Genomic DNA, 20,437 nt, shown 5'->3' on the forward strand with positions numbered 1-20,437 from the left:
TTGAGGCATGGATCAGCGCCCACTTTCGTTTGATAGCCCAGGTCAGCGCTCCCTAGTGTCTGCTGTGTTCTGACCCGCTTCGGACGAAGGAGTCCGCACAGTGAACAGGCGAAGCATCCATGTCGACGGGTTCTCGCACGAGAACCCGGTCCCGGCGGCGAGCCGGATCGGCGATCTCGTCGCCACCGGCGCCGTGCACGGTGGCGGCAGGGGAAGCGATCCGGGCGAGTTCCCGGCGGACTTCGGCGACCAGGCCGCCGCGATGTTCGACCGCGTCGCGGCGATTCTCGCCGCGGCGGGCGGCAGCCTCGACGACGCGCTCAAGTTCTCCCTGCGACTCTCCGCGGCGGAGCACCGCGCCGAGCTGAACCGGCAGTGGTGCACCCTGTTCCCCGACGCGGAGTCCCGGCCTGCCCGCCAGGTCAGCATCGGCACGACCCAGCCGCACATCCTCGTCCAGTGCGAGGTGCTCGCGGTCATCGCCGGGAACGGAGGCGACGATGCCTGAGTACGCCCTGTACGACTCGCAACCCCGCGAGCCCCGGCTGCCGTCGCCGCCGGGCGCGTGTGACAGCCAAACCCACATTTTCTCCGACGCCGCACGCTTTCCGACCAAACCGGACGCCGCCTACGTCGTGCTCGAGGCTACCGTCGAGGAAATGCTGCGCATGCACAAGACGCTCGGCATCGAGCGCGGCGTCATCGTGCAGTCCACCGCCTACGGCACCGACCACGGCGCGCTGATCGAGGCACTGCGGATCGCGGGGCCGTCCTACCAGGGCTGCGGCGTCGTCGACGACTCGGTCGACGACGCGCAGCTGGAACGCATGCACGAGGCCGGTGTCCGCGGCGCGCGGTTCAACTTCCATCCGAAGCTCAAGAACGCGCTGCCCACGCCGGAGCAGGTGAAGCGCACCGCCGAACGCGTGGTGCCGCTGGGCTGGCACCTCAAGCTGCACATGAACGGCCTGGACCCGCGCGAGGTCACGCCGCTGCTCGCCGACGTCGACACCGACGTGGTGATCGACCACATGGGACCGTTGCAGTACGGCCACGGCCTCGACGACCCGCATTTCCGGCACGTGCTGGAGCTGCTAGAGCGCGGCAACTGGTGGGTGATGCTGTCCAACGGCGACCGCCGCTCGGTCGCCGGGTACCCGTGGGACGACGCCACGGCCTACGCCCGCGCCTACGTGGAGCACGCGCCCGACCGCGTGCTGTGGGCCACCGACTGGCCGCATCCGCTGCACCAGGGGCCCGTGCCCAACGACGGTGACCTGCTCGACCTGCTCGCCCGCTACGCCCCGGACGCCGAGGCACGACACCGGATCCTGGTCACCAACCCGCAGCGGCTCTTCGGTTTCCCCGGCGGTGGGCACGATGAGTGAACGCGACGTGACCGCCACACCGGCGCAGAGCCCCGACCGGCTCTCCCCCGCCCACCGCAAGGCACTCGGCGCCGCCGTGCTCGGCTGGACCGTCGACATGTACGACCTGCTGGTGATCCTGCACGTCGCGTCCTACGTGTCGGCGGCGTTCTTCCCCGCCGAGGCGGGTTCGCTCGTGGGCCTGACCGCGACCTACGCCGCGTTCGCGGTGAGCCTCGTCGTGCGCCCGCTGGGCGCGCTGGTGTTCGGCTCGTTCGCCGACCGCGCCGGGCGCAGGCCCGCGATGGTGCTGGCCGTGATCGGCGCCGGCGCCGCGACGGCGCTCATGGGCGTCCTGCCAGGGGTCGCGACCCTCGGGTTCGTCGCGCCGGTGCTGCTGATCGTGCTGCGCATCGTGCAGGGACTGTTCGTCGGCGGCATCACGGCCTCGACCCACACCCTCGCCACCGAGTCGCTGCCCGAGCGCTGGCGCGGGATGGCAGCGGGACTGATCAAGGGCGGTGGCGCGAGCCTGGCCGTGGTCCTGATCAACCTGCTGGTGATCGCGCTGGTCGCACTGCTGGGCCAGGACGCGTTCGCGAGCTGGGGCTGGCGCGTTCTCTTCGTGGTGGCACTGGCCGGATCGCTGCTGAACTACCTCGTGCTGCGCAGGGTCGAGGAGTCGCCCGCGTGGGTCGCGCGCAACGCCGCCCGCGACACCTCCGCCGCGAAGATCCGGCCCGGCCGGGCACTGTTCTCCCGCCAGTGGCGCACCGTCACACTGGCCGCCGTCGCCATCGTGTTCACCGCCTCCGCGCCCTACTACCTCACCACGGGCATCCTGCCGACGGTCTACAAGCAGGTGCTGAACATGTCGCAGGACTCGGCGAGCCTGTTCCTGATCGTCAACGTGGTGCTGTCGGCGGCGGTCGCCGTGGTGTGCGGGCATCTCAGCCAGCGGGTGGGCCGCAGGAAGGTCTTCCTCGTCTCCGGCACGGCCTGTCTGGTGCTGATTCCCGGGCTGTACCTGGTGATGTCGACCGGGCCGGGCGAGTGGCTGTTGCTGGTGTGCGGCGCCCTGATGGTGATGGCCTCCGGCGCGATCAGCGCGCCGCTGATCATCTTCGTCAACGAGCTGTTCCCCACCGAGATCCGCTCCACCGCCACGGCGTTCTCCTGGAACGTCGGTTACGGGCTCAGCGGCATGCTGCCCACCCTGGTGACGGGCATCAGCGCGGGCGTCTCGTCGATCATCCCGACACTGATCGCGGTCAGCGCGGTGCTCTCGGTGGTGTTCTTGATCCTGACCGTGCGAGCCAAGGAGACGCGCGGTGCGCTCAACGAGAGCTGACGGGCGGCGCGAGCCAGCCCTGCTCACGAGCGGCGCGCTGGAGCGTCTCGGCGAACAACACCACCGACGGCCGCGCGTCCAGGCGGTGGACGAGCCGCACGGGCAGGTGGGCGAACTCGTCCACCACCGGCACGAAGGCGATGCCCGAGGGATGGGTCAGCCCGGCCGAGGCGGGCAGCAGTGCCACGGCGTTCTTCTGCCGCTGCAGAGCCATGATCCGGTTGCCGGGCACGGTGTTGCGCACCGTGTTCGGTTCGAAACCCGCGGCGTCGAAGACGTCGTCGAGCAGTGCCTGGTAGCCGGGCGCGAGCGACACGGGCGTGGTGACGAAGCGTTCGTCGCGCAGCTCCACCAGTTTCGCCTCGGTCCGGCCCGCCAGCGGGTGGGTCTCCGGCATGGCGACCACCAGCGACTCGTGGCGCAGCAGCAACGACGTCACGTCCGGATGGTCCGGGTGGTAGCGGACGAGCCCGCAGTCCCAGTCGCGGCGCAGCACACCGGAGAGCACGTCGGACTCCCACAGTTCCACCGCCTCCACCGTGACGTCCGGCAGCGTCCGCTCCACCTGGCCGAGCAGCACCGGCAACGTCTCGTAGCCGACGGAGAGGGTGTAGGCGAGGCGGATCGTGCCGCTGGTTCCGTCGGCGGTGCGCACCGCCCGCCCGACGGCCGCGTCGAGCCGGCGCAGCACGTCGCCCACCTCCACGGCGAACTCCTGCCCCGCGGGAGTGAGGCGCACGTTGCGACTGTCCCGGACGAACAGCTGCACGCCCATCCGCCGTTCCAGCCGCTTGATCCGCTGGCTCAGCGCGGGCTGCTCGATGTGCAGACGTGCCGCGGCACGGGCGAAGTGCAGTTCGTCGGCGAGCACGACGAACGAGCGCAACACCGCGACGTCCACGTCCATCCCGCGATCGTAACCACCCCCACGACGACCCCGGAGAGGAACACTTGATGGCTGATGAGAAGAAGCGGCTGCGCGGCTCGATCGCCCCGCTGGTCACCCCGTTCGACAACGACGGCGGGCTCGACCTGCCGACGTTGCGCCGCCTGATCGAGCACCACGTCGAGGCGGGCAGCCACGGGGTCTCCGTCACGGGCACCACCGGTGAGCCGGGCGCGCTGACCCTCGACGAGCGGCTCAGGATGATCGACGCGGCGTCCGAGACGCTCGACGGCAGGCTGCCGTTCGTTCCCGGCACCGGCACCCACCAGCTGCCGGACACGATCGCGATCACCAAGCGCGCCGCCGAGGCCGGCGCCGACGCCGCGCTCGTGATCGTGCCCTATTACGCCAGGCCGACCCAGGAGGGTCTCTACGCCTGGTACCGCGACATCGCCGAGGCCGTGGACATCCCGATCCTGATCTACAACATCCCCTCGCGGACCGGGGTCGAGATCTCGCCGGAGACGGTGGGCAGGTTGTGGCGTGACGTGCCGAACATCGTCGGCATGAAGGAGGCGAGCCCGGACTTCGCCCACGCCAACTTCGTGCTGCGCGAGACCGGGCCGGAGTTCCTGCTGTTCTCCGGGCTCGAGGCGCTGTGCTTCCCGCTGCTGGCCATCGGTGGCGCCGGGTTCATCAGCGTCACGGCGAACCTGGTGCCGCGCGAGATCGCCCGGCTCTACGACGCGGTCGCGGAAGGACAGTGGGACGAGGCGCGCGAGCTGCACTTCCGGCTGCTCGACCTCAACGACGTGGTGCTCACCGAGACCAACCCGACGGCGGTCAAGTGGCTGATGTCCGAGGCCGGGCTGATCGGCCCCGGGCTGCGCGCGCCGCTCGTGCCGCTCTCGGAAGCGGGCAGGCGGAAAGTCGGCGCCGCCGCGCGCTCGTGGGGACTGCTGGAGGGCGCACTGTGACCGTCTCGACCGACTCGACCTGGGCACCCGTGCCCGCCGACGTCGACGCGAACCTGACCGGCGTCAGCACGGCGACGGTCGCGAGCCAGCTGCTCAAGCTCGGGCTGCGCGACCAGTTCCTCGCCGGAGTGCGCCCGCTGCGGCCCGGGCAGCGGCTGATCGGCGCGGCGTGGACGTTGCGGACGATCCCGGCGCGGGAGGACCTCGAGGGTCTGCTGCCCGGCACCAAGCCGGTCGCGGGACTGTCGCTGTTCGACGCGATCGAGTCGACGCCCGACGGCGCCGTGCTCATCGTGGACGGGCACGGTCAGTCGCGCACCGCCACGGGCGGCGACATCCTCGCCGAACGGCTGCGGGTGCGTGGCGCGCGCGGGCTCGTCACCGACGCGGGACTGCGCGACGTCGCGGGCCTGGCCGAGACGGGGCTGCCGTGCTACTCGGCCGGCGCCACGGCCAACGTCAGCAGGGCGTATCTGCGCGTGGTGGAGCAGGACGTGCCGATCGGCTGCGGCGGCGTCGCCGTCTACCCCGGCGACGTGCTCGTCGGCGACGACGACGGCGTGCTCGTGGTACCGAAGGAGTACGCCTCGCAGGTGGCCGCGGGCGCTGCGGAGCAGGAGGGCCTGGAACGCTTCATCGGCGAGAAGGTGCGCGCGGGAGCGTCGCTGCGGGGCCTGTACCCGGCCTCGGCCGAACTGCTGGCCGAGTACCGCGCGAGCACCGAGGAGCGGCGATGACCACCGTCCTGCCCGCATCGCTGACCCCCGAGCAGACCTACCGGCTGCTCACCGGCGTCGTCGTGCCGCGCCCGATCGCGTGGGTGAGCACGCTGTCGGACGAGGGCGTGCTGAACCTGGCTCCGTTCAGCTGCTTCACCTTCGTCTCCAACTCCCCGCCGATGCTGGGCATCAACGTCGGGCGCAAGGCGGGGCGCCGCAAGGACACCGGGCGCAACATCCACGACCGCGGCGAGTACGTGGTGCACATCCCCGACGAGTCGATGGTCGAGGCCGTGCACCTCAGCGCGGTCGAGCACCCGCCCGCCACCAGCGAGGTCGAGCTGCTCGGACTCGAGACCGTCGAGTCCGACCTGGTCTCCGTGCCCCGGCTGGCATCCGCGGCGATCGCGCTCGAATGCCGCCTGCACTCGGCCACCGAGTACGGGCGGACCGGCGCGGAGTTCCTCGTCGGCGAGGTGGTGGCCTTCCACGTGCGCGACGGCCTGCTGGAGAACGGGAAGATCGACACGGCGGCGCTCGCGCCGATCGCCCGCCTCGGTGGACCGAACTACGCCGGGCTCGGCGCGGTCACGACGATGTCCGCGATCGCGCAGACCCCGAAGTCGGTGCTCAGCGAGTCCGGCGCCACCGGTCAGTCAGCTCAATCAGCTCAGTCAGCCGGTTCCTGACCGGGAAAAGGCACGTCGACCGCGCTGCAGTAACGCTCCCAGAGCTCTGCTGCGCGGTCGGCGGGCCAGCCCGCCTCGATCAGCACGGCCACCAGCAGGATTCGGGCGACCCCGGCCGCGAGGTCGGGGTGCTGCCCGCGCAGGCGCATGGCCGCGGCCTGTGGCCCCGCGCGGATGTAGTCGTGCAGCACCAGGCTCATAGCGCGTTCGGACGGTGATCGACCGCTGGCCGCCTCGAGGAAGCGGTCGGCGGCGGAGTCGCCGTCGGCCACCGGATCGCCAGCCACCAGCACGCTGATCGCGGCCAGCGCGAGCTCGTGCCGGGCGACGGGCGCATGGGTGTCGGCGTGGTCGACGAGCCAGTCGACGCACTCGGTGGTTCCGGTCTTGCAGGCGTCGTCGAGCGTGGCGGCCAGCAACAGCGGCATCGGAGGCCGCACCCGCGGCGTCCGGCTGTCCAGCCATCTCTCGAGCGGATTCCTGGTCATCGCACTCCCCTCGCGATGCGCCCTGCGCAGGGCGTCCTGACGGCGGTGTTGCTGAGGGGGTTGCAGGGAGTCTAGTACCGCTCACTCGACGGAGTGACAGTGGGCCGTCAAGAGGACGTCAAAGCCCGCCCCTGGACCGTCAGGCCGGTGGCAACGACCCCGGCGGCACCGCCGTCGCGCGGTGGACTGTGCTCATGACGGTCCAGCGGAGGCGCGCCATGCCCGGCGAGATCGGATTCCCGTGCGGGGTCGCGATGGGCGCGCTCCTGTGTCTGATCTCGGTGGCCGCGGGAGGGACCGGCGCGCCGTGGGTGGTGCTCGGCGTGTTCGCCGTGGGCTGCGCGGCGGTCGGAGCCGCCACGACGCTGCCCGCCTCCGCCGCGACCGCGTGCTGGTGCTGGGCCCTCTACGCGGGCTTCGTCGTCGGCAGGACGGCACAGCTCGTCTTCGACACCCGCACGGCGGTGGCGGCCGTGGTGCTGCCGGTCGTCGTCCTGGCGGCGAGCAGGCTGCCGCTCACAACCCTCCTGGCGCGACGAGGCCGGTCTCATAGGCGATGACGACAAGCTGCGACCGGTGTGGTGAGCAGCCTGCCGACGCGTGTCCGGGCCGTGGCGGCGCTCCTGACCAGCGACTCGGCGATCTCGGCAGTGGACCGGCCTGGAGCGAGGGCTGCGGCCCGCACGACGGCGAGTGCGAGCAGCGCGTCGTCGTGGGCGACGATCCGCATCGGCCGCCCGCGGGTCGTCGGAGCGGTGTCCTCGAACAGGAATCCGGCGGCTCCAGCCCGGCGCGGCGGCGAGGGTGTCCGACGTAAAGCGACCCCGATGTGCCCCGAGAGGATCAGCTCCCGGCCGCGTCGGAGAGCGCGCGCACCGCCGACATCTGCACGGTGTCACCGTCCAGCACGCCCCGCACCGCGGCGTCGGCCGCGTCGGCGGGGATCCCCGCGTCGGCGCAGTTCTGCCGGAACTTCCCGGCCACGCGCCCGGCGCCCCAGGGCCGCGTGCCGTTGCCATCGACGTCCTCGACCCGCACCACGCGCGTCGTGCCGTCGTCCCATTCGGCCTCGAGCTCGGCCGGGAACACCGTGGGATAGCCCGAATCGGTCCAGGGTTCCCACTCCATACGCGAGGCGAAGCGCACCACCTCGGCGTCGGGCTCGCCGGTGAAGTCGTCGAGCCCCACCCGGCCGCGCACCGCGCGCAGCGCCACGACATACGGCAGGCTCCACCGGGCCTCGTCGGCGCGCACCGGGCTCTGCTTGCGATCCCACGGCAGCGCGATGACGTGCTCCTGGCCCTCGGGCACCCGGCACAGCACCCGCCGCAGCCTGCGGTGCTCGCCTTCGGCCAGCCCCAGCCTGCCGATCGCCTCGACGAACGGATGCAGGAAGTGACAGCACGGCAGGCCCTTGAACGCCGCGTCAGCGAGATACCAGTGGGAGCCGAGGCCGGCCACCGACTCCCGGAACCGCTCGGCGGCGGAGGCATCCCTGGCGTAGAGGCCGAAGAATCCGCGCTCGCCCTCGAACACCGTCGACGCGCCGGTGATGCCGCCCCGCACGAGCTGCACGGCCGACACCGCGGCCTGCGCCGCGATGCCCGCCTGGGCCGCCTTGCTGCTGGTGCCGCCGGCCAGGAACGTGAAGTTGCCCGCGGAGAAGCTGGCCGCGACACCGGCCACGTCGATCAGCCGGGCCGGATCGAGCCCGCTCACGAGCGCGGCGGCGAGTGCTCCCGCGATCGGGCCCGCCACCGACGTGCCCTGGAAACCGACCCGCTGGAACCCGCTCGGACTGGCCAGGCCGAGCCGCACCAGCACCTCCCAGCCCAGCGCGAAGGCCCTGACGACGTCGCGGCCGTCGGCTCCGGTGTCCTCGGCCATGGCCAGTACCGCGGGCGCCAGCACGCTGCTGCCGTGCATGACCGAGCCTGTGTGGGTGTCGTCGTACTCCAGCGAGTGGATGAGCGTGCCGTTGATCAGCGCGGCCTCGGCCGGTCCGGCACCGGTGGCGGCACCGAGCACCGTGGCCTTCCCCGGCGTGGCGGGCCGCAGCCCCCGCGCCGGTCCCCGCCGCGACGCGGCCAGGCCCACGCCGATCGCGTCGAGCAGGTGCAGCCGCGCGGCGGTCTCGATCTCGGCGGGCAGCGTGCTCGGCAGCGACGCGATCCGCTCCACGAGCGATTCGGCGACGGTGCGCTCCTCCGGCGGCATCAGGCTCCTTCCCCGAGCAGGGTGGCGAGCACGTCGCCCAGCGGGGCGTCCAGCTCGAGTGTCCGGCCGGGATCGGTCAGTGCCCGCGCCCCGGCGGCGAAGCCGGGTCGCAGGTCCGCGGTGAGCGTCCCGAACTTGGTGAGCAGGTCCTCGCGCGAAAACGGCCGGTCCGGACCGCCCGCCGCGGAGAGCACGGTCTGTTCGTGCGCGGTGCCGTCGGCGAGCACGACCCGCACCGTCGAGGGGCGATCGTGCGGCGCCGCGGGCACGTCGGTCCACTCCTCGACGCGCACCAGCCGCCGCAGGCGCGCGGTGCCCGGCTCCCGCAACGAGGGCGCGCCGAACACCGCGACTCCGGTGTCGCGTGTGGACAGTACGGTCGCCACGGCGTGGGGCAGCGAGAACCGGCCCGCGAGCGTGGTCGCGGGTTCGGCGTTGCGCAGGGCCGCGGCCAGCGGGTGGGTGCGCACCTCGATCGCGGCGATCGCCGACGCATCGGCGGGCAGCCTGCTCACGAGCTCACCCGCCGCCTCGACGGTCGAGTGCAGGTACTGGCAGCAGGCGTAGGGCTTCTGGTACCCGTCCTCGACGCCGTAGCGCTCGCCGAGCCCGTCGGTGAGCTGCGACTCGGCCGCCGTGGCTCCACCGGCGTCGGCGAACACCTCGCGCAGGACCTCAGGTGCGGCGGTGAGCCCCGCCGCGGCCGAGTCCGCCGCGGCGAAACCCAGCTGTGCGCCCGCGCCCGCCCACGCGTTGCGGACGGTCGCGCCGTCGACGGCGTGGGAGAACGGGCCCGACGGCGACATCGACGCGGCACCCAGCACGGTCCGCGCGAACCGCTCGGCGGGCAGGCGGCGGGCCGCGGCGAGCGCGGCCGCCGCGCCGATCGGCGACAGCGTGGCGTGCGGGTGGCGTACCAACGGCAGCGGCGGCCGGTACGCCCGCGCGACCCGCGTCACCACCTCGTAGCCCGTCACCAGCGCGACGAGCAGGTCACCGAACGTCCCGCCCTCGGCCTCCACCTCCGCGAGCGCCGAGGGCAGCGTGTAGAGGGAACCGTGGCACGTCGCGGGCCGGTAGCCGCCGTCGAGCTCGGTCCAGTTGGCCGCGATCGCGTTGGCGAAGGCGGCCCGCCTGCGCTCGGCCCGCCCGCCCGGCCTGCCGACCACGGTCGACTCCGCACCGGGCGCGGCCACGGCCTGCTCGGAGATCGCCCCGACCTCGGCCTCGGCGTGCGCGGTGAGCATCGCGGCGAGGTCGTCGCACACGATGGTCACGGCGGTGCGCAGGACGTGCTCGGGCAGCGCGGCCGCGCCACGCTGGGCGGTGTCCGACGCCCACGACAGGAGCTCGGCCGTGCGCACGGCGGTGTCAGCCACGAGCGCCTCCCGCTGGATCGGGCACCTCGGACACCTCGGCGGCCTCGGCACGCGTGGCGGCGACGTGCCTGCGGTGCGCCAGTGCGGCACAGGTGGCGGCCACCAGCGACAGTCCGACGATGTAGGCGGCCATCGCGGTGTTGCTGCCGGTCACGCTGTAGAGCCAGGTGGCGATGAACGGCGTCGTGCCGCCGACGATCGTGGTGGGCAGCGCGTAGCTCAGCGACGCGCCGGTGTAGCGGGTCTTCGCGGGGAACAGCTCGCAGTAGATGGCGGGCTGCGGCGCGTAGGCCGCGGACTGCACCAGTGCGAGGCCGATGATCATGCCGAGCAGGATCACCAGCGAGTTGCCCGTCTCGATCATCGCGAAGTAGGGGAACGCGAACGCCGCCGCCAGAAGGGCACCGATCATCACCTGGCGCCGCAGCCCGATGCGGTCGGCGAGCCAGCCGAACAGCGGGATGGAGACCAGGTAGCACAGCGAGACGATCGTCAGGTGGTTGAGCGTCTCGCCCTTCGGCACGTCGAGGTTGTCGGTGACGTAGGCGAGCGTGTAGGTGGCCACCGTGTAGTACAGGGCGTTGTTGGCCGCGGCCAGGCCCGCGCCGAGCAGCACCGAGCGCCAGTCCTCACGCAGCACGTCGAGCACCGGCATCGCGGCGACGGCGCCTTTTTCCTTCGTCTCCTCGAAGTCGTCCGACTCGGCCAGACCCCGGCGGATGGCCAGGCCCACGACGACGATCACCGCGCTGGCGAGGAACGGGATGCGCCAGCCCCAGTCGCCGAAGGCGTCGCCGCTGATCGCCGACGAGCCCGCGATCACGAGGCTGGCCAGCAGGAGACCGGCCGGCGAGCCGAGCTGGGTCGAGGACCCGAACAGGCCCTTGCGCTTGGCGGGCGCGTTCTCTACAGACAACAGTGCGGCGCCGCCCCACTCACCGCCGAGCGCGATGCCCTGCGCGACCCGGCACACCGTCAGCAGCACGGGCGCCCAGACGCCGATCGAGTCGTAGGACGGGATCAGACCGATGACCACGGTCGCACCGCCCATGATCAGCAGCGTGGCTATGAGCACGTTCCGTCGCCCGAGCCGGTCACCGAAGTGTCCGAACAGGACACTGCCGATCGGGCGGGCGAGGAATCCGACCGCGAACGTCGCGAACGCGGCCAGTGTCCCGAGCACACCCTCCTGCGTCGGGAAGAAGACGTCACCGAAGACCAGTGCCGCGGTGGTGCCGTAGATGAAGAAGTCGTACCACTCGAGCGTGGTGCCCGCGAAGCTGCCGAGCGCGGCTCGCCTGGACTGGGCCGACGAGGGACCGGACGAGGTGGATGTGGACACGGGGGATCTCCTGGAAGAGGTCGGGCGGGGTGGAGTCAGGCGGGATGCGCGGCGGCGTGCCCGCCGGCGAGCATCCCCAGTCCGAGTGCGCTGAGCAGACCGTTGCCGGAGGAGTAGCCGGAGCCTCCCGACCGGCCACTGACCCCGGCCGCGACGCCACCGGTCGCGTAGACGCCGGACAGCGGGCCGGCGGGGCCGAGCACGCGGGCGTGCTCGTCGACCTGGACCCCGCCCTGAGTGTGGAACAGCGCGGGCACCGCCTTGACCACCGCGTACGGGGCCGTCAGCGGGCCGCGGCCCCAGTCCGTGCGGCCGAACGGGTCGGTGGCGGTTCCGGAGGCGGCGGCCTCGACGGTGTCGAGCGTGCGCGCGAGTTCGGCGGCGTCCACGCCGAGGATCCCGGCCAGCGCGGCGGCGTCGGCCGCCTCCTTGACCCCGCCCGCGGCGAGCAGGTCGGCGAACTCCTCCTCGTGCGCGGCCACGGAGTCGCGGATGCCGGCGTCGAACACGACGTGCACGGGTCCTTCCGCCCTGGCGACCTCGGCGGCGAAGCCCGAGTAGCCCGCGGACTCGTCGCCGATGCGCCGCCCGTTGCCGTCGACGAGAAAGCCGCCGTGCTCGACGGTGGTCCACGACGTGATCGAACCGTGCGGGCTGGCGACCGCCGCGTAGCCCTGGAACGCGGCCTCGTTGCCCATCGACGCACCGAGGTCGAGTAGCCATCGCACGGCCTCGCCGGTGCTGCCGTGCGCGCCGAGGTACTCCAGCCCGGAGGCCTGCGGGGCGAAGCGCGCGATCAGCTCGGGGTCGGCGCCGAAGCCGTTCGCGGCCAGCACCACCGCGCGGCAGCGCAGGGTGTAGGTCCCCGAGCGACCTCCGGACACCACCACTCCCCTGACCGCGCCGTCCTCGACGACGAGCCGGTCGACCGGCGAGTGGGTCAGCACCTCCACGTCGGCGGCCTTGGCCGCGCGCAGCAGGTCCGCGATCAGGGCGTGCCCCTTGCGCGAGGGCGGCGCGTGCAGGCGCGGCACGCTGTGGCCCACGTGCTTGTAGTCGGTGATCAGCCGCAGATCCACGGCGTGGGAGTCGACCAGCCACTCCACGAGCGGGGCGCTGGCCTCGGCCAGGATCCGCACCAGGTCCTCGGCGTCGTGCGGGCCGGACTGGCGCAGCAGGTCGGTGGTGAGCCGCTCGGGCGAGTCGTCGATGCCGGCGTCGCTCTGCCAGCGGCTGCCCGCGCCGGGTACCGAACCGGTGGAGGCCGCGGTGTTGCCGCCGGGCCGTTCCTCCTTCTCCAGCACGACGGCGCTGGCGCCCCCGTCGGTCGCGGCGAGCGCCGCGGCCAGTCCGGCGCCGCCCGCCCCGACGACGACCACGTCCACGTCCACGTCCACGTCGGTGTCGGTGTCCTGTCCGCCCTGCTCGGCGAAGTGTTGCTGCGGCTCGTGCACGGCCGGTCCTTTCTGGTTCTCGACGCTCAGACGGTCCGCAACGCGGTACCGCGGGTCTCGGTGAGGGTCAGTGCGGTCGCGGCGCTGACGACGGCCGCGGCGATCAGGAACCACGCCGGCGCCAGCGAGTTCCCGGTGATGTCCAGCAGCCACAGGCAGATCAACGGCGCGGTGCCGCCGACGGCCATGCTGGCGAGGTTGAAGCCCAGCGCGATGCCGGTGTAGCGCACCCGCGAGGGGAACATCTCCGCGAACGTCGCGAAGACCACGCCCATCAGCGCCGACTCGGGCAGGCCGAGCACGACCTGCGCGCCGAGCGCGAGCGGGTAGGAGGACGCGCTCATCAGCGCGAAGCACGGCAGTGCGAGCAGTCCGAACGCGACAGCGGCGCCGAACAGCAGGGGCTTGCGGCCCCAGCGGTCGGCGAGGTGGCCGAACAGCGGCATCGCCAGGCACGACACGACCAGGGTCGTGGTGGTGGACCAGAACGCGGCGTCGGCGGTGAAGCCCGCGGTGCGCTGCAGATGCGTCGAGGCGTAGACGTAGACGACGTAGTAGCCGGCGAAGAGCAGGGTCGACAGGCCCAGAGTGCGCAGCAGCCCGGGCAGGTGCGCGCGCAGGAGCTCGGCGGCGGGCGCGCCCGCGATGCCGTCGCCCGAGGACAGTTCCTCGTCGCTCACCGAATCCTCGAGCCGGAACCGGATCCACAGGCCCACCAGGCCCAGCGGCAGACTCAGCAGGAACGGCACCCGCCAGCCCCAGTCGGCCAGCTGTTCCTCGGTGAGCACCGAGTTGAGCGTCGCGACGGTGACCGACGCGAGCAGCGCGCCGGTGAGCGCGCCGAGCTGCACGGTGGAACAGAGGAAGCCGCGGTGGCGCGGAGGGGACTTCTCGGCGACGTAGGCCGCGGCGCCGCCGACCTCACCACCGGAGGCGAGGCCCTGCACACACCGGGCGGCCACGAGCAGGAACGCCGCGCCGACACCGATGGCGGCGTAGGTGGGCAACAGTCCGATCGCGACGGTGGCCACACACATCGACAGGATCGTCGCCGCGAGGATGCGCGAGCGGCCGAGCTTGTCGCCGAGGTGGCCGAAGATGAGCCCGCCCAGCGGCCGCAGCACGAACGCCGCGGCGAACGTCGCGAAGGTGGCGAGCAGGGCCGTTGTCGGATCTGTGCCGCTGGCGAAGAAGACGACCGACAGGACCGTGGCCAGGTAGCCGTAGATCCCGAAGTCGTAGTACTCGACCACCGAGCCGACCAGGCCCGCGGACACGACCCGCGGGTCGATGGTCTCCGGCACCTCTGCCTGCCCTGCGCCGTCCGCGGGCACGGCGGGAGTGGGTCGCCCGTCGAGCTCCATCGTCAGCACCTCCTTGTCCTGCCGACACGGCCACGGTCGTCCGCGCCGTGGCCCCACGCTCCGCTATCCACTGACAACTGTCAACAGTTTGAGCGTGAAAGTCTTCGTACTGGTCAAATCAGCCCTGTCGGCGCTACCTTCTCTTACTGTTGACAGTTGAAGGGGTGCGTTGGCCGAGCGCACGCGCATGACAGGATTTCCGCAAACGGGTCGCGGCACCCGCGCGAAGGAGACCGGATGACCGAGCAGACTCGCCCGACCAAACTGGGCAGGCTGGCCACCTACGCGGACCGGACCCTGCCGGTGCTGCGCGAGATGATCCTCGACGGCAAGCTGCCCCCCGGCGAACGGCTCAACGAGGTGCACCTGTCCCAGGCGCTGGGTATCAGCAGGGGCCCGCTCCGCGAGGCCATCAACCGGCTCGCGGTCGAGGGCCTGGTCGAGGCCGTCACTCATCGCGGCGTCTACGTGCGCTCGTTCTCCGCGCGCGAGCTCTCCGACTTCTACGAGCTGCGCGTCGCGCTGGAGACCCACGCCGCGCGGCTCGCCGCCCGCTATGCGCCGCAGGAACGGATCGACGAACTCAGCCACATGCTCGACGAGACCGAGCAGGCGATGGGCAACGACGCGGCGGGCGCCTACCCGGCGAGCCCGGATTTCCACGCGCGCCTCTCGCGCCTCGCGGCCAATCCCCCGCTGCTGCAGTCGCTCACCGAGGTCGGCAGGAAGATCCAGCTCGCCAGGGCACGCTCGGCGCACCAGCCCCAGCGCGCCCGCGTCGCCCTCGACGAGCACAGGGCGATCACGGCCGCGCTGTCGGCGCGCGACGGCGAACACGCCGCCGCACTGCTGGAAGCGCACCTCACCAGCTCGCTCAACAACGCGCTCGCGGTGCTGCGCGCCGCCGAGCCGAAGTAACGCACCGCCCGCACCCCGGGCGGTGCGCTCACCGGCCCGCGGGCTCCGGCAGGGCCGCCAGCAGTGTGTCTGTCGTCGTGACATCGGCATACTTCTGCGCCATGTCGAAGAGATTGACCTCGTGCACCACCGGGCTCCGGTCGTACACGGCGTCGGCGGGAACGCTGACGCGGAAGTTGTACGAGAACGCGTCGGCGACGCTGGAACGCACACAGCCGGAAGTGGTGCAGCCGGTGACCACCAGCGAGTCGGCGCCCGCCTCCACGAGGTAGCTGACCAGCGGAGTGCCGAAGAACGCGCTCGGATGCCGCTTGGGCACCAGCACGTCGCCCTCGGCCGGAGCGACCTCGGCGACGAACTCGTAGCCCTTCGCCGGGATATCCATGATCCCCGGCACCTTCGCGCCGAGCCTGCCGTAGTCGTAGTTCTGTTTCGGCGCGACATGCGGGTACAGGATCGGCCAGCCGTTCTCGCGGAACCGCGCCACCAGCTTCGCGATCTGCCCCACCGCGGCCCAGCCGGTCTCGCCGCAGCTGGTCGGGAACTCCTCCACCGCGGTCTCGAACGCCGCCGGAGTGGTGCCGACCGTGCGGTACTGGACGTCGATGATCAGCAGGGCTGGTCTGCTGCCGAGCCCCACCGGCTTGCCGAACCCGGCAAGCTCGTAGCGGCGGGTGGTCAGCTCGTCGATGACACCGGCGCCGCCCACCGTCCACGGATCCTGTGCTGTCATGCGTCCTCCTTCAGGGTGTCGGCGTGCGCGAGCGCCGCGGCGCCACCGCGCGAGCGCGACAGGTACGTGCCCGCCGGCGTCGACGACAGCACTCCGTCGCGGACGGCGAAGTGGCCGCGGACGATCGTGTGCACGACGCGCAGCGGGATCTCGGTGCCCTCCCACGGGGAGTACTCGGCGGCCGAGTGCTGCTGCTCCGCCCGCACCGTGGTGCCGCGGTTCGGGTCCACGACGGCGAGATCGGCGTCCGAGCCCACGCGGATCGTGCCCTTGCGGGGAAACAGTCCGAACAGGCGCGCGGCGCGCGTGCTCGTGGCGTCCACGAGCCGTTCCAGGTCGATGCCCCTGCGCAGGCCCTCCCCCACGACGGTCGGGAGCACCAGGCCGGTGCCGGGGAACCCCGCGGATGCCGACCAGATGTCCTTCTCCTTCGCGGTGCGGTGCCGCGCGTTGTGGTCGGAGCCGACCGTGTCGACCGCACCGGTACGCAGGCCCTCCCACAGCGCCTCGACGTCCTCGGTGTGCCGCAGCGGCGGGTTGACCTTGCCGTAGGTGCCGCAGTCGGAGTCGGTCGTGAGCGTGAGGTACTGCGTGCAGGTCTCGGTGAACAGGTTCTCGTAGGCCGAGCGCTGCAACGTCATGGCGTTCAGCGCCGCCCGGCTGCTCGTGTGCACCGCGTAGACCGACGCGCCGGTGACGCTCGCGAAGTAGGCCACGCGCTGCACGGCCTCGGCCTCCACCACGGGGGGCCTGCTGCGGTACCACGCCTCCAGCGGTGAGACAGACTCGTCCTTCGGCTGGCCGCGCAGCTTCCACACCAGCTCGATGTTCTCCGGGTGCGGGTTCACCATCGCGCCCGCGTCGGCCGCGCGGCCGAGCAGGTCGTACATGTAGGCGTCGTCGTTTCCCGGCAGGCCGAGGTACTTGCCCTCGTCGCCGCGGAAGTTCATGAAGAACTTGAAGCTCGCGACGCCGAGTTCGCGCACGTAGTCCGGGATCGCGGCCACCTGCTCGTCGGTGCCGAGTACGAAGTGGAAGCCGTAGTCGGTGTGCGAGTTGCCCGCCATCGCGGCGGCCGAGCCGGGAAAGACCTGCTCGTAGGGATCGGCGCTCATCAGGTACACGAGCATCGAGGTGATGCCGCCAGCGGCCGCCGACGCCGTCTCCAGCGAGGCGTCGTCCGCCTCGCGCGGCACCCGGATGTCCTTGCCCAGATGGACGTGCGGGTCGATGCCGCCGGGCAGCACGACGTGGCCGCCGAGGTCGGCCTCCTCGCGCGCGGCGACGGTCGTGCCCGGCGCCACCAGCCCGCTGATGACACCGTCGGTGATGAGGATGTCCAGGTCCTGCAACCCGGCGCCGTGCTGGAAGACCCTGCCGCCGCGCAGCCTCAGGTCGTGGGTGGTCATCAGCTGCTCGCCTCCCCGCTCGCCGCGTACTCCTGCTCGAGCCGGTCGAAGTCGGGCTTGCGCACCAGGGACTGCCGGTCGTTCCAGCTGATCATCAGCTCACCCGCCTCGCGCGTGTCGCCGTGCTTGTTGAGGTGCGCGAGGACCTCGCGCATGCCGACCACCGCGCCGCGCATGGTCGCGTTGGCGTAGAGCGCGATCGTGAACCCGAGCTCACCCAGTTCGCCGCGCGACAGCAGCGGGGTTTTGCCACCCTCGACCATGTTGGCCACGTGGGTACCGGGGACCTGCGTGGTGATGTGGCGCATCTCCTCGACGCTCTCGGGCGCCTCGACGAAGAGGATGTCGGCGCCGGCCTCGAGATAGGCCGCCGCGCGGTCGCACGCCGCGTCCAGGCTCTCGGCGGCACGGGCGTCGGTGCGGGCCACGATGAGCAGGTCGTCGTCGCGCCGGGCGTCGACCGCGGCGCGCACCTTGCCCACGAACTCGCCCTTCGAGACCACCTCCTTGCCGGCGAAGTGCCCGCACTTCTTGGGGCTCACCTGGTCCTCAAGCTGGATCGCCGCGGCTCCAGCCCGCTCAAGGCGGCGCACGGTGCGCTGGACGTTCAGCGCGTTGCCGAAACCGGTGTCGGCGTCGACGACCACCGGAATGCCGACCACGTCGGCGATGGCGTCGACGTGACCGCACAGCTCGTCCAGCGAGAGCAGACCGTGGTCCGGCATCCCGAGGTAGGTGTTGGTCACGCCCGCGCCGGTGACGTACACGGCCGGATACCCCGCGTCCTCCACGACACGGGCGGCGAGCGCGTTCGCCGCGCCCGGCAGCAGCAACGGCTGCTCCGCGGATTCGACGAGGGCGCGAAGTGTGCGCGCCGGGCTGGTCATGAAACCTCCCCGAGTTGGTCCGTCTCTGGACAGGCTCGCGGATCCAGGACCGGACCGCGTGCTCCCGCAACCCTGACCCCAATTCTGCCAACTGTCAACACTTCACGTCGACCCTCGAACCGCGAGTCCCCCACTCAGGCGCGCGAGTCCCCCGCTCTGGAGCGCGAGTCCCCCACTCCAGCACGCGAGTCCCCCGCTCGGGCACGCGAGTCGTGCACTCCTGACCGCGACTTGTGCGCTCGGCCGCGGTTGCCAGCGCCGAGACGGCTCACGAGCGGGCAACTCGGCGACCCGAGCGACCCATTGGCACCCGGAGCGGGCAACTCGGCGTCCTGAGTGGGGGACTCGCGCGCCTGGGTGGGGGACTCGCGCGGCGTGGGACGGTCAGGTGGCTTCGGGCGGGGCCATCGCGGCGATCGCCGTGATGGTGGCGTGCACCAGCGCGCGGTTCAGCGGTGCGCGCCGGAAGGTCTGGTGCATCGGCCAGCCCTCCACGAGCGCGTCGAGCGCCGCACACACGTGCGGCGGGAAGTGCAGGGCGAGACTGTCCTGGCTACGGTCGAGCCAGGTTCTGGCGGTCTCGGCGACGGCCCGGTTGTGGTTGGCGTAGGAGTACATCTCGAAAATCAGCGTCATCCGCCGGGCGGTGGCGTACTCGGGCCCGCAGATCAGGTCGACGACGGCGGCGCAGGCCTCGCTCGTGGTCGTCGCCTCCCCCAGTGCCGCGCGGTAGTTGCGCGACATGCCGTCGGCGAGCCGGGCGAAGGCCTGTTCCAGGATGTCGTCGAGCCCGTCGAAGTAGTAGGTCAGCGAGCCGAGCGGCACCTCGGCGCAGGCCGCGATGCGCCGGTGGGTGGTCCGGTGCACGCCGTGCTCGGCGACGGCGTCCAGCGCGCCGTCGAGGATTCGCTGCCTGCGCAGCGGGTCGTTGGGCACCTGCCGCCGTGTTCCACCCATGCTCGTCGTCTTTCCTGTGACCAAGCGCTCGCCGAAGTGTGTATGACTGTACACATCGAAGTGTGTACGGTTGTACAGTCTTTGGTCGTTCGCCCGTGGGGAGCTCGCTGTGCCCGGTCAGACGCCGCAGCGCCGTAATGCGCTGTTCGTGCTGTTTCTCCTGCCCGGCTTGGGAATCTCGTCGTGGGTCACGCGCACGCCCGACGTGCGCGACCTGCTCGAGGCCTCCACGGCGCGCATGGGGTTCATCCTGTTCGGCCTGTCGGTGGGTTCGATGCTCGGCATCCTGTCCTCGGGCCCGCTGGTGACCCGGTGGGGCACCCGGCCGGTGATGGCGGCTGGCCTGGCGGGCGTGGCACTCGGCTGCGGGCTCATCGGCCTCGGCGCCGCGACGTCTCAGGACCTCGTCGTGGCCGCCGGACTCGCCGTCTTCGGGCTCGGCATGGGCGGCGGCGAGGTCGCGATGAACATCGAGGGCGCCGACATCGAACGCCTCCTCGGCCGCTCGGTGCTGCCCGCCCTGCACGGGTTCTTCAGCCTGGGCACCGTCGTGGGCGCGGTGGCCGGGATGACGCTCACCTCGACCGACTTCCCCGTGCTCCCCCACCTGGCGCTGATGGCGGTGCTCGTGCTGGCGGGAACCGCCGCCGCGATCCGGTACGTGCCCTCGGGTGTGGGCCGCCGCGCCCGCGACACCGCGCACGCGCGGCGGGACGCCTCGCGACCCGCGGTGTGGAAGGACTCGCGGCTGCTGCTGATCGGCTGCATCATCCTGGCGCTCGCGCTGGCCGAGGGCACCGCGAACGACTGGCTGCCGCTGGTGATGGTCGACGGGCACGGCTTCGACGCGGCACTCGGCTCGGCGGTGTACGCGGTGTTCGCCGCCTCGATGACGGTGGGCCGCTTCGCGGGCGGCTGGTTCGTCGACCGCTTCGGCCGCGCGGCCGTGCTGCGCGCGAGCGCGCTGACCAGCGCCGCGGGCCTGGCCCTGGTGATCTTCGCCGACAACCAGGTGCTGGCCGCCGCCGCGGTGATCCTGTGGGGACTCGGGGCCTCGCTCGGGTTCCCGGTCGCGCTCTCGGCCGCGGGTGACTCCGGCGACGACTCCGCGGCCAGGGTCTCGCTCGCGGCGACGGTCGGCTACGTCGCGTTCCTCGTGGGGCCACCGATTATCGGCCTGCTCGGCGAGGAGGTCGGGCTGCGCTACGCGCTGATCTTCGTGCTCGTGCTGGTCGCCGCGGCGTCACTGGCGGCACCGGCGGCCCGCCCCGTGACCGACCGGAAGGTCCCGGCGAAGTGA

General features: G+C 72.0%; 21 protein-coding genes. 9 read left to right on the forward strand and 12 right to left on the reverse strand.

What is annotated here, in order from left to right:
- The first annotated feature begins 100 nt into the window (after positions 1–100).
- From JHE00_RS34900 to JHE00_RS04770, 3 genes are read left to right on the forward strand one after another with little or no spacing between them, the layout of a single operon-like run.
- Positions 101–508 (forward strand): RidA family protein, encoded by a 408-nt coding sequence (locus JHE00_RS34900; RefSeq protein ID WP_200315089.1) that lies wholly within the window; start codon positions 101–103, stop codon positions 506–508.
- The gene (locus JHE00_RS04765) at positions 501–1,388 is read left to right on the forward strand and encodes an amidohydrolase family protein (RefSeq protein ID WP_200315091.1); all 888 of its coding nucleotides are present in this window, start codon (positions 501–503) and stop codon (positions 1,386–1,388) included. The genes JHE00_RS34900 and JHE00_RS04765 overlap by 8 nt, the downstream gene beginning before the upstream one ends.
- Complete coding sequence (locus tag JHE00_RS04770; protein WP_200315093.1) at positions 1,381–2,718, forward strand: MFS transporter; 1,338 nt, start codon at positions 1,381–1,383, stop codon at positions 2,716–2,718. Before JHE00_RS04765 ends, JHE00_RS04770 begins: the two co-directional genes overlap by 8 nt.
- Here the strand turns inward: JHE00_RS04770 and JHE00_RS04775 are convergent.
- Positions 2,705–3,625 carry a LysR substrate-binding domain-containing protein gene (locus tag JHE00_RS04775; protein WP_200315095.1) on the reverse strand — a complete coding sequence of 307 codons (921 nt, stop codon included), beginning with the start codon at positions 3,623–3,625 and terminating at the stop codon, positions 2,705–2,707. The genes JHE00_RS04770 and JHE00_RS04775 overlap by 14 nt on opposite strands.
- 47 nt (positions 3,626–3,672) lie before the next feature.
- Between JHE00_RS04775 and dapA the strand changes: the two genes are divergently transcribed.
- Genes dapA through JHE00_RS04790 form a run of 3 tightly spaced genes read left to right on the forward strand, consistent with a single transcriptional unit; the run spans position 3,673 to position 5,989 of the window.
- Positions 3,673–4,581, forward strand: coding sequence for a 4-hydroxy-tetrahydrodipicolinate synthase (gene dapA, locus JHE00_RS04780; protein WP_200315097.1), 909 nt, complete (start codon positions 3,673–3,675; stop codon positions 4,579–4,581).
- Complete coding sequence (locus JHE00_RS04785; RefSeq protein ID WP_200315099.1) at positions 4,578–5,318, forward strand: RraA family protein; 741 nt, start codon at positions 4,578–4,580, stop codon at positions 5,316–5,318. The genes dapA and JHE00_RS04785 overlap by 4 nt, the downstream gene beginning before the upstream one ends.
- On the forward strand, positions 5,315–5,989 hold the full coding sequence (locus JHE00_RS04790; RefSeq protein WP_200315101.1) for a flavin reductase family protein: 675 nt from the start codon (positions 5,315–5,317) through the stop codon (positions 5,987–5,989). Before JHE00_RS04785 ends, JHE00_RS04790 begins: the two co-directional genes overlap by 4 nt.
- Here the strand turns inward: JHE00_RS04790 and JHE00_RS04795 are convergent.
- Entirely contained in the window at positions 5,971–6,477 is a 507-nt protein-coding gene (locus JHE00_RS04795; RefSeq protein WP_200315103.1) for a hypothetical protein, read from the reverse strand. The genes JHE00_RS04790 and JHE00_RS04795 overlap by 19 nt on opposite strands.
- A gap of 194 nt (positions 6,478–6,671) precedes the next feature.
- Here JHE00_RS04795 and JHE00_RS04800 point away from each other — a divergent pair, with 194 nt between their 5' ends.
- A complete protein-coding gene (locus JHE00_RS04800) occupies positions 6,672–7,037 on the forward strand; it encodes a hypothetical protein (protein ID WP_200315105.1) in 366 nt (121 codons plus the stop codon).
- Here the strand turns inward: JHE00_RS04800 and JHE00_RS04805 are convergent.
- The 6 genes from JHE00_RS04805 to JHE00_RS04830 all read right to left on the reverse strand — a co-directional run bounded on the left by JHE00_RS04805 (position 7,025) and on the right by JHE00_RS04830 (position 14,233).
- Positions 7,025–7,207 carry a hypothetical protein gene (locus tag JHE00_RS04805; RefSeq protein ID WP_200315107.1) on the reverse strand — a complete coding sequence of 61 codons (183 nt, stop codon included), beginning with the start codon at positions 7,205–7,207 and terminating at the stop codon, positions 7,025–7,027. The genes JHE00_RS04800 and JHE00_RS04805 overlap by 13 nt on opposite strands.
- A gap of 113 nt (positions 7,208–7,320) precedes the next feature.
- Positions 7,321–8,694: an MmgE/PrpD family protein gene (locus tag JHE00_RS04810; RefSeq protein ID WP_200315109.1), complete on the reverse strand. Its 1,374-nt coding sequence runs from the start codon at positions 8,692–8,694 to the stop codon at positions 7,321–7,323.
- On the reverse strand, positions 8,694–10,073 hold the full coding sequence (locus tag JHE00_RS04815) for an MmgE/PrpD family protein (protein ID WP_200315111.1): 1,380 nt from the start codon (positions 10,071–10,073) through the stop codon (positions 8,694–8,696). The genes JHE00_RS04810 and JHE00_RS04815 overlap by 1 nt, the downstream gene beginning before the upstream one ends.
- A complete protein-coding gene (locus tag JHE00_RS04820) occupies positions 10,066–11,415 on the reverse strand; it encodes an MFS transporter (protein WP_200315113.1) in 1,350 nt (449 codons plus the stop codon). Before JHE00_RS04820 ends, JHE00_RS04815 begins: the two co-directional genes overlap by 8 nt.
- Before the next feature lie 35 nt (positions 11,416–11,450).
- Complete coding sequence (locus tag JHE00_RS04825) at positions 11,451–12,869, reverse strand: FAD-dependent oxidoreductase (RefSeq protein ID WP_200315115.1); 1,419 nt, start codon at positions 12,867–12,869, stop codon at positions 11,451–11,453.
- Positions 12,870–12,895: 26 nt separating this feature from the next.
- The gene (locus JHE00_RS04830) at positions 12,896–14,233 is read right to left on the reverse strand and encodes an MFS transporter (RefSeq protein ID WP_200315117.1); all 1,338 of its coding nucleotides are present in this window, start codon (positions 14,231–14,233) and stop codon (positions 12,896–12,898) included.
- Positions 14,234–14,470: 237 nt separating this feature from the next.
- Between JHE00_RS04830 and JHE00_RS04835 the strand changes: the two genes are divergently transcribed.
- The gene (locus JHE00_RS04835; protein WP_200315119.1) at positions 14,471–15,151 is read left to right on the forward strand and encodes a GntR family transcriptional regulator; all 681 of its coding nucleotides are present in this window, start codon (positions 14,471–14,473) and stop codon (positions 15,149–15,151) included.
- Between the two features lie 28 nt (positions 15,152–15,179).
- On the opposite strand, the gene JHE00_RS04840 is transcribed toward JHE00_RS04835, so the two are convergent.
- The 4 genes from JHE00_RS04840 to JHE00_RS04855 form a co-directional block, all read right to left on the reverse strand.
- A complete protein-coding gene (locus tag JHE00_RS04840; protein WP_200315121.1) occupies positions 15,180–15,884 on the reverse strand; it encodes an isochorismatase family protein in 705 nt (234 codons plus the stop codon).
- Positions 15,881–17,293 (reverse strand): dihydroorotase, encoded by a 1,413-nt coding sequence (locus JHE00_RS04845; protein WP_200315123.1) that lies wholly within the window; start codon positions 17,291–17,293, stop codon positions 15,881–15,883. Before JHE00_RS04845 ends, JHE00_RS04840 begins: the two co-directional genes overlap by 4 nt.
- Positions 17,293–18,180, reverse strand: a complete 888-nt coding sequence (locus tag JHE00_RS04850) for an isocitrate lyase/PEP mutase family protein (RefSeq protein ID WP_200315125.1) — start codon at positions 18,178–18,180, stop codon at positions 17,293–17,295. Before JHE00_RS04850 ends, JHE00_RS04845 begins: the two co-directional genes overlap by 1 nt.
- 384 nt (positions 18,181–18,564) lie before the next feature.
- Entirely contained in the window at positions 18,565–19,137 is a 573-nt protein-coding gene (locus JHE00_RS04855; protein WP_200315127.1) for a TetR/AcrR family transcriptional regulator, read from the reverse strand.
- Positions 19,138–19,246: 109 nt separating this feature from the next.
- On the opposite strand from JHE00_RS04855, the gene JHE00_RS04860 reads away from it, so the two are divergent.
- The gene (locus JHE00_RS04860) at positions 19,247–20,437 is read left to right on the forward strand and encodes an MFS transporter (protein WP_200315129.1); all 1,191 of its coding nucleotides are present in this window, start codon (positions 19,247–19,249) and stop codon (positions 20,435–20,437) included.

This window comes from Prauserella cavernicola (assembly GCF_016595675.1).
In the GTDB taxonomy this organism is placed as follows: Bacteria; Actinomycetota; Actinomycetes; order Mycobacteriales; family Pseudonocardiaceae; genus Prauserella_A; species Prauserella_A cavernicola.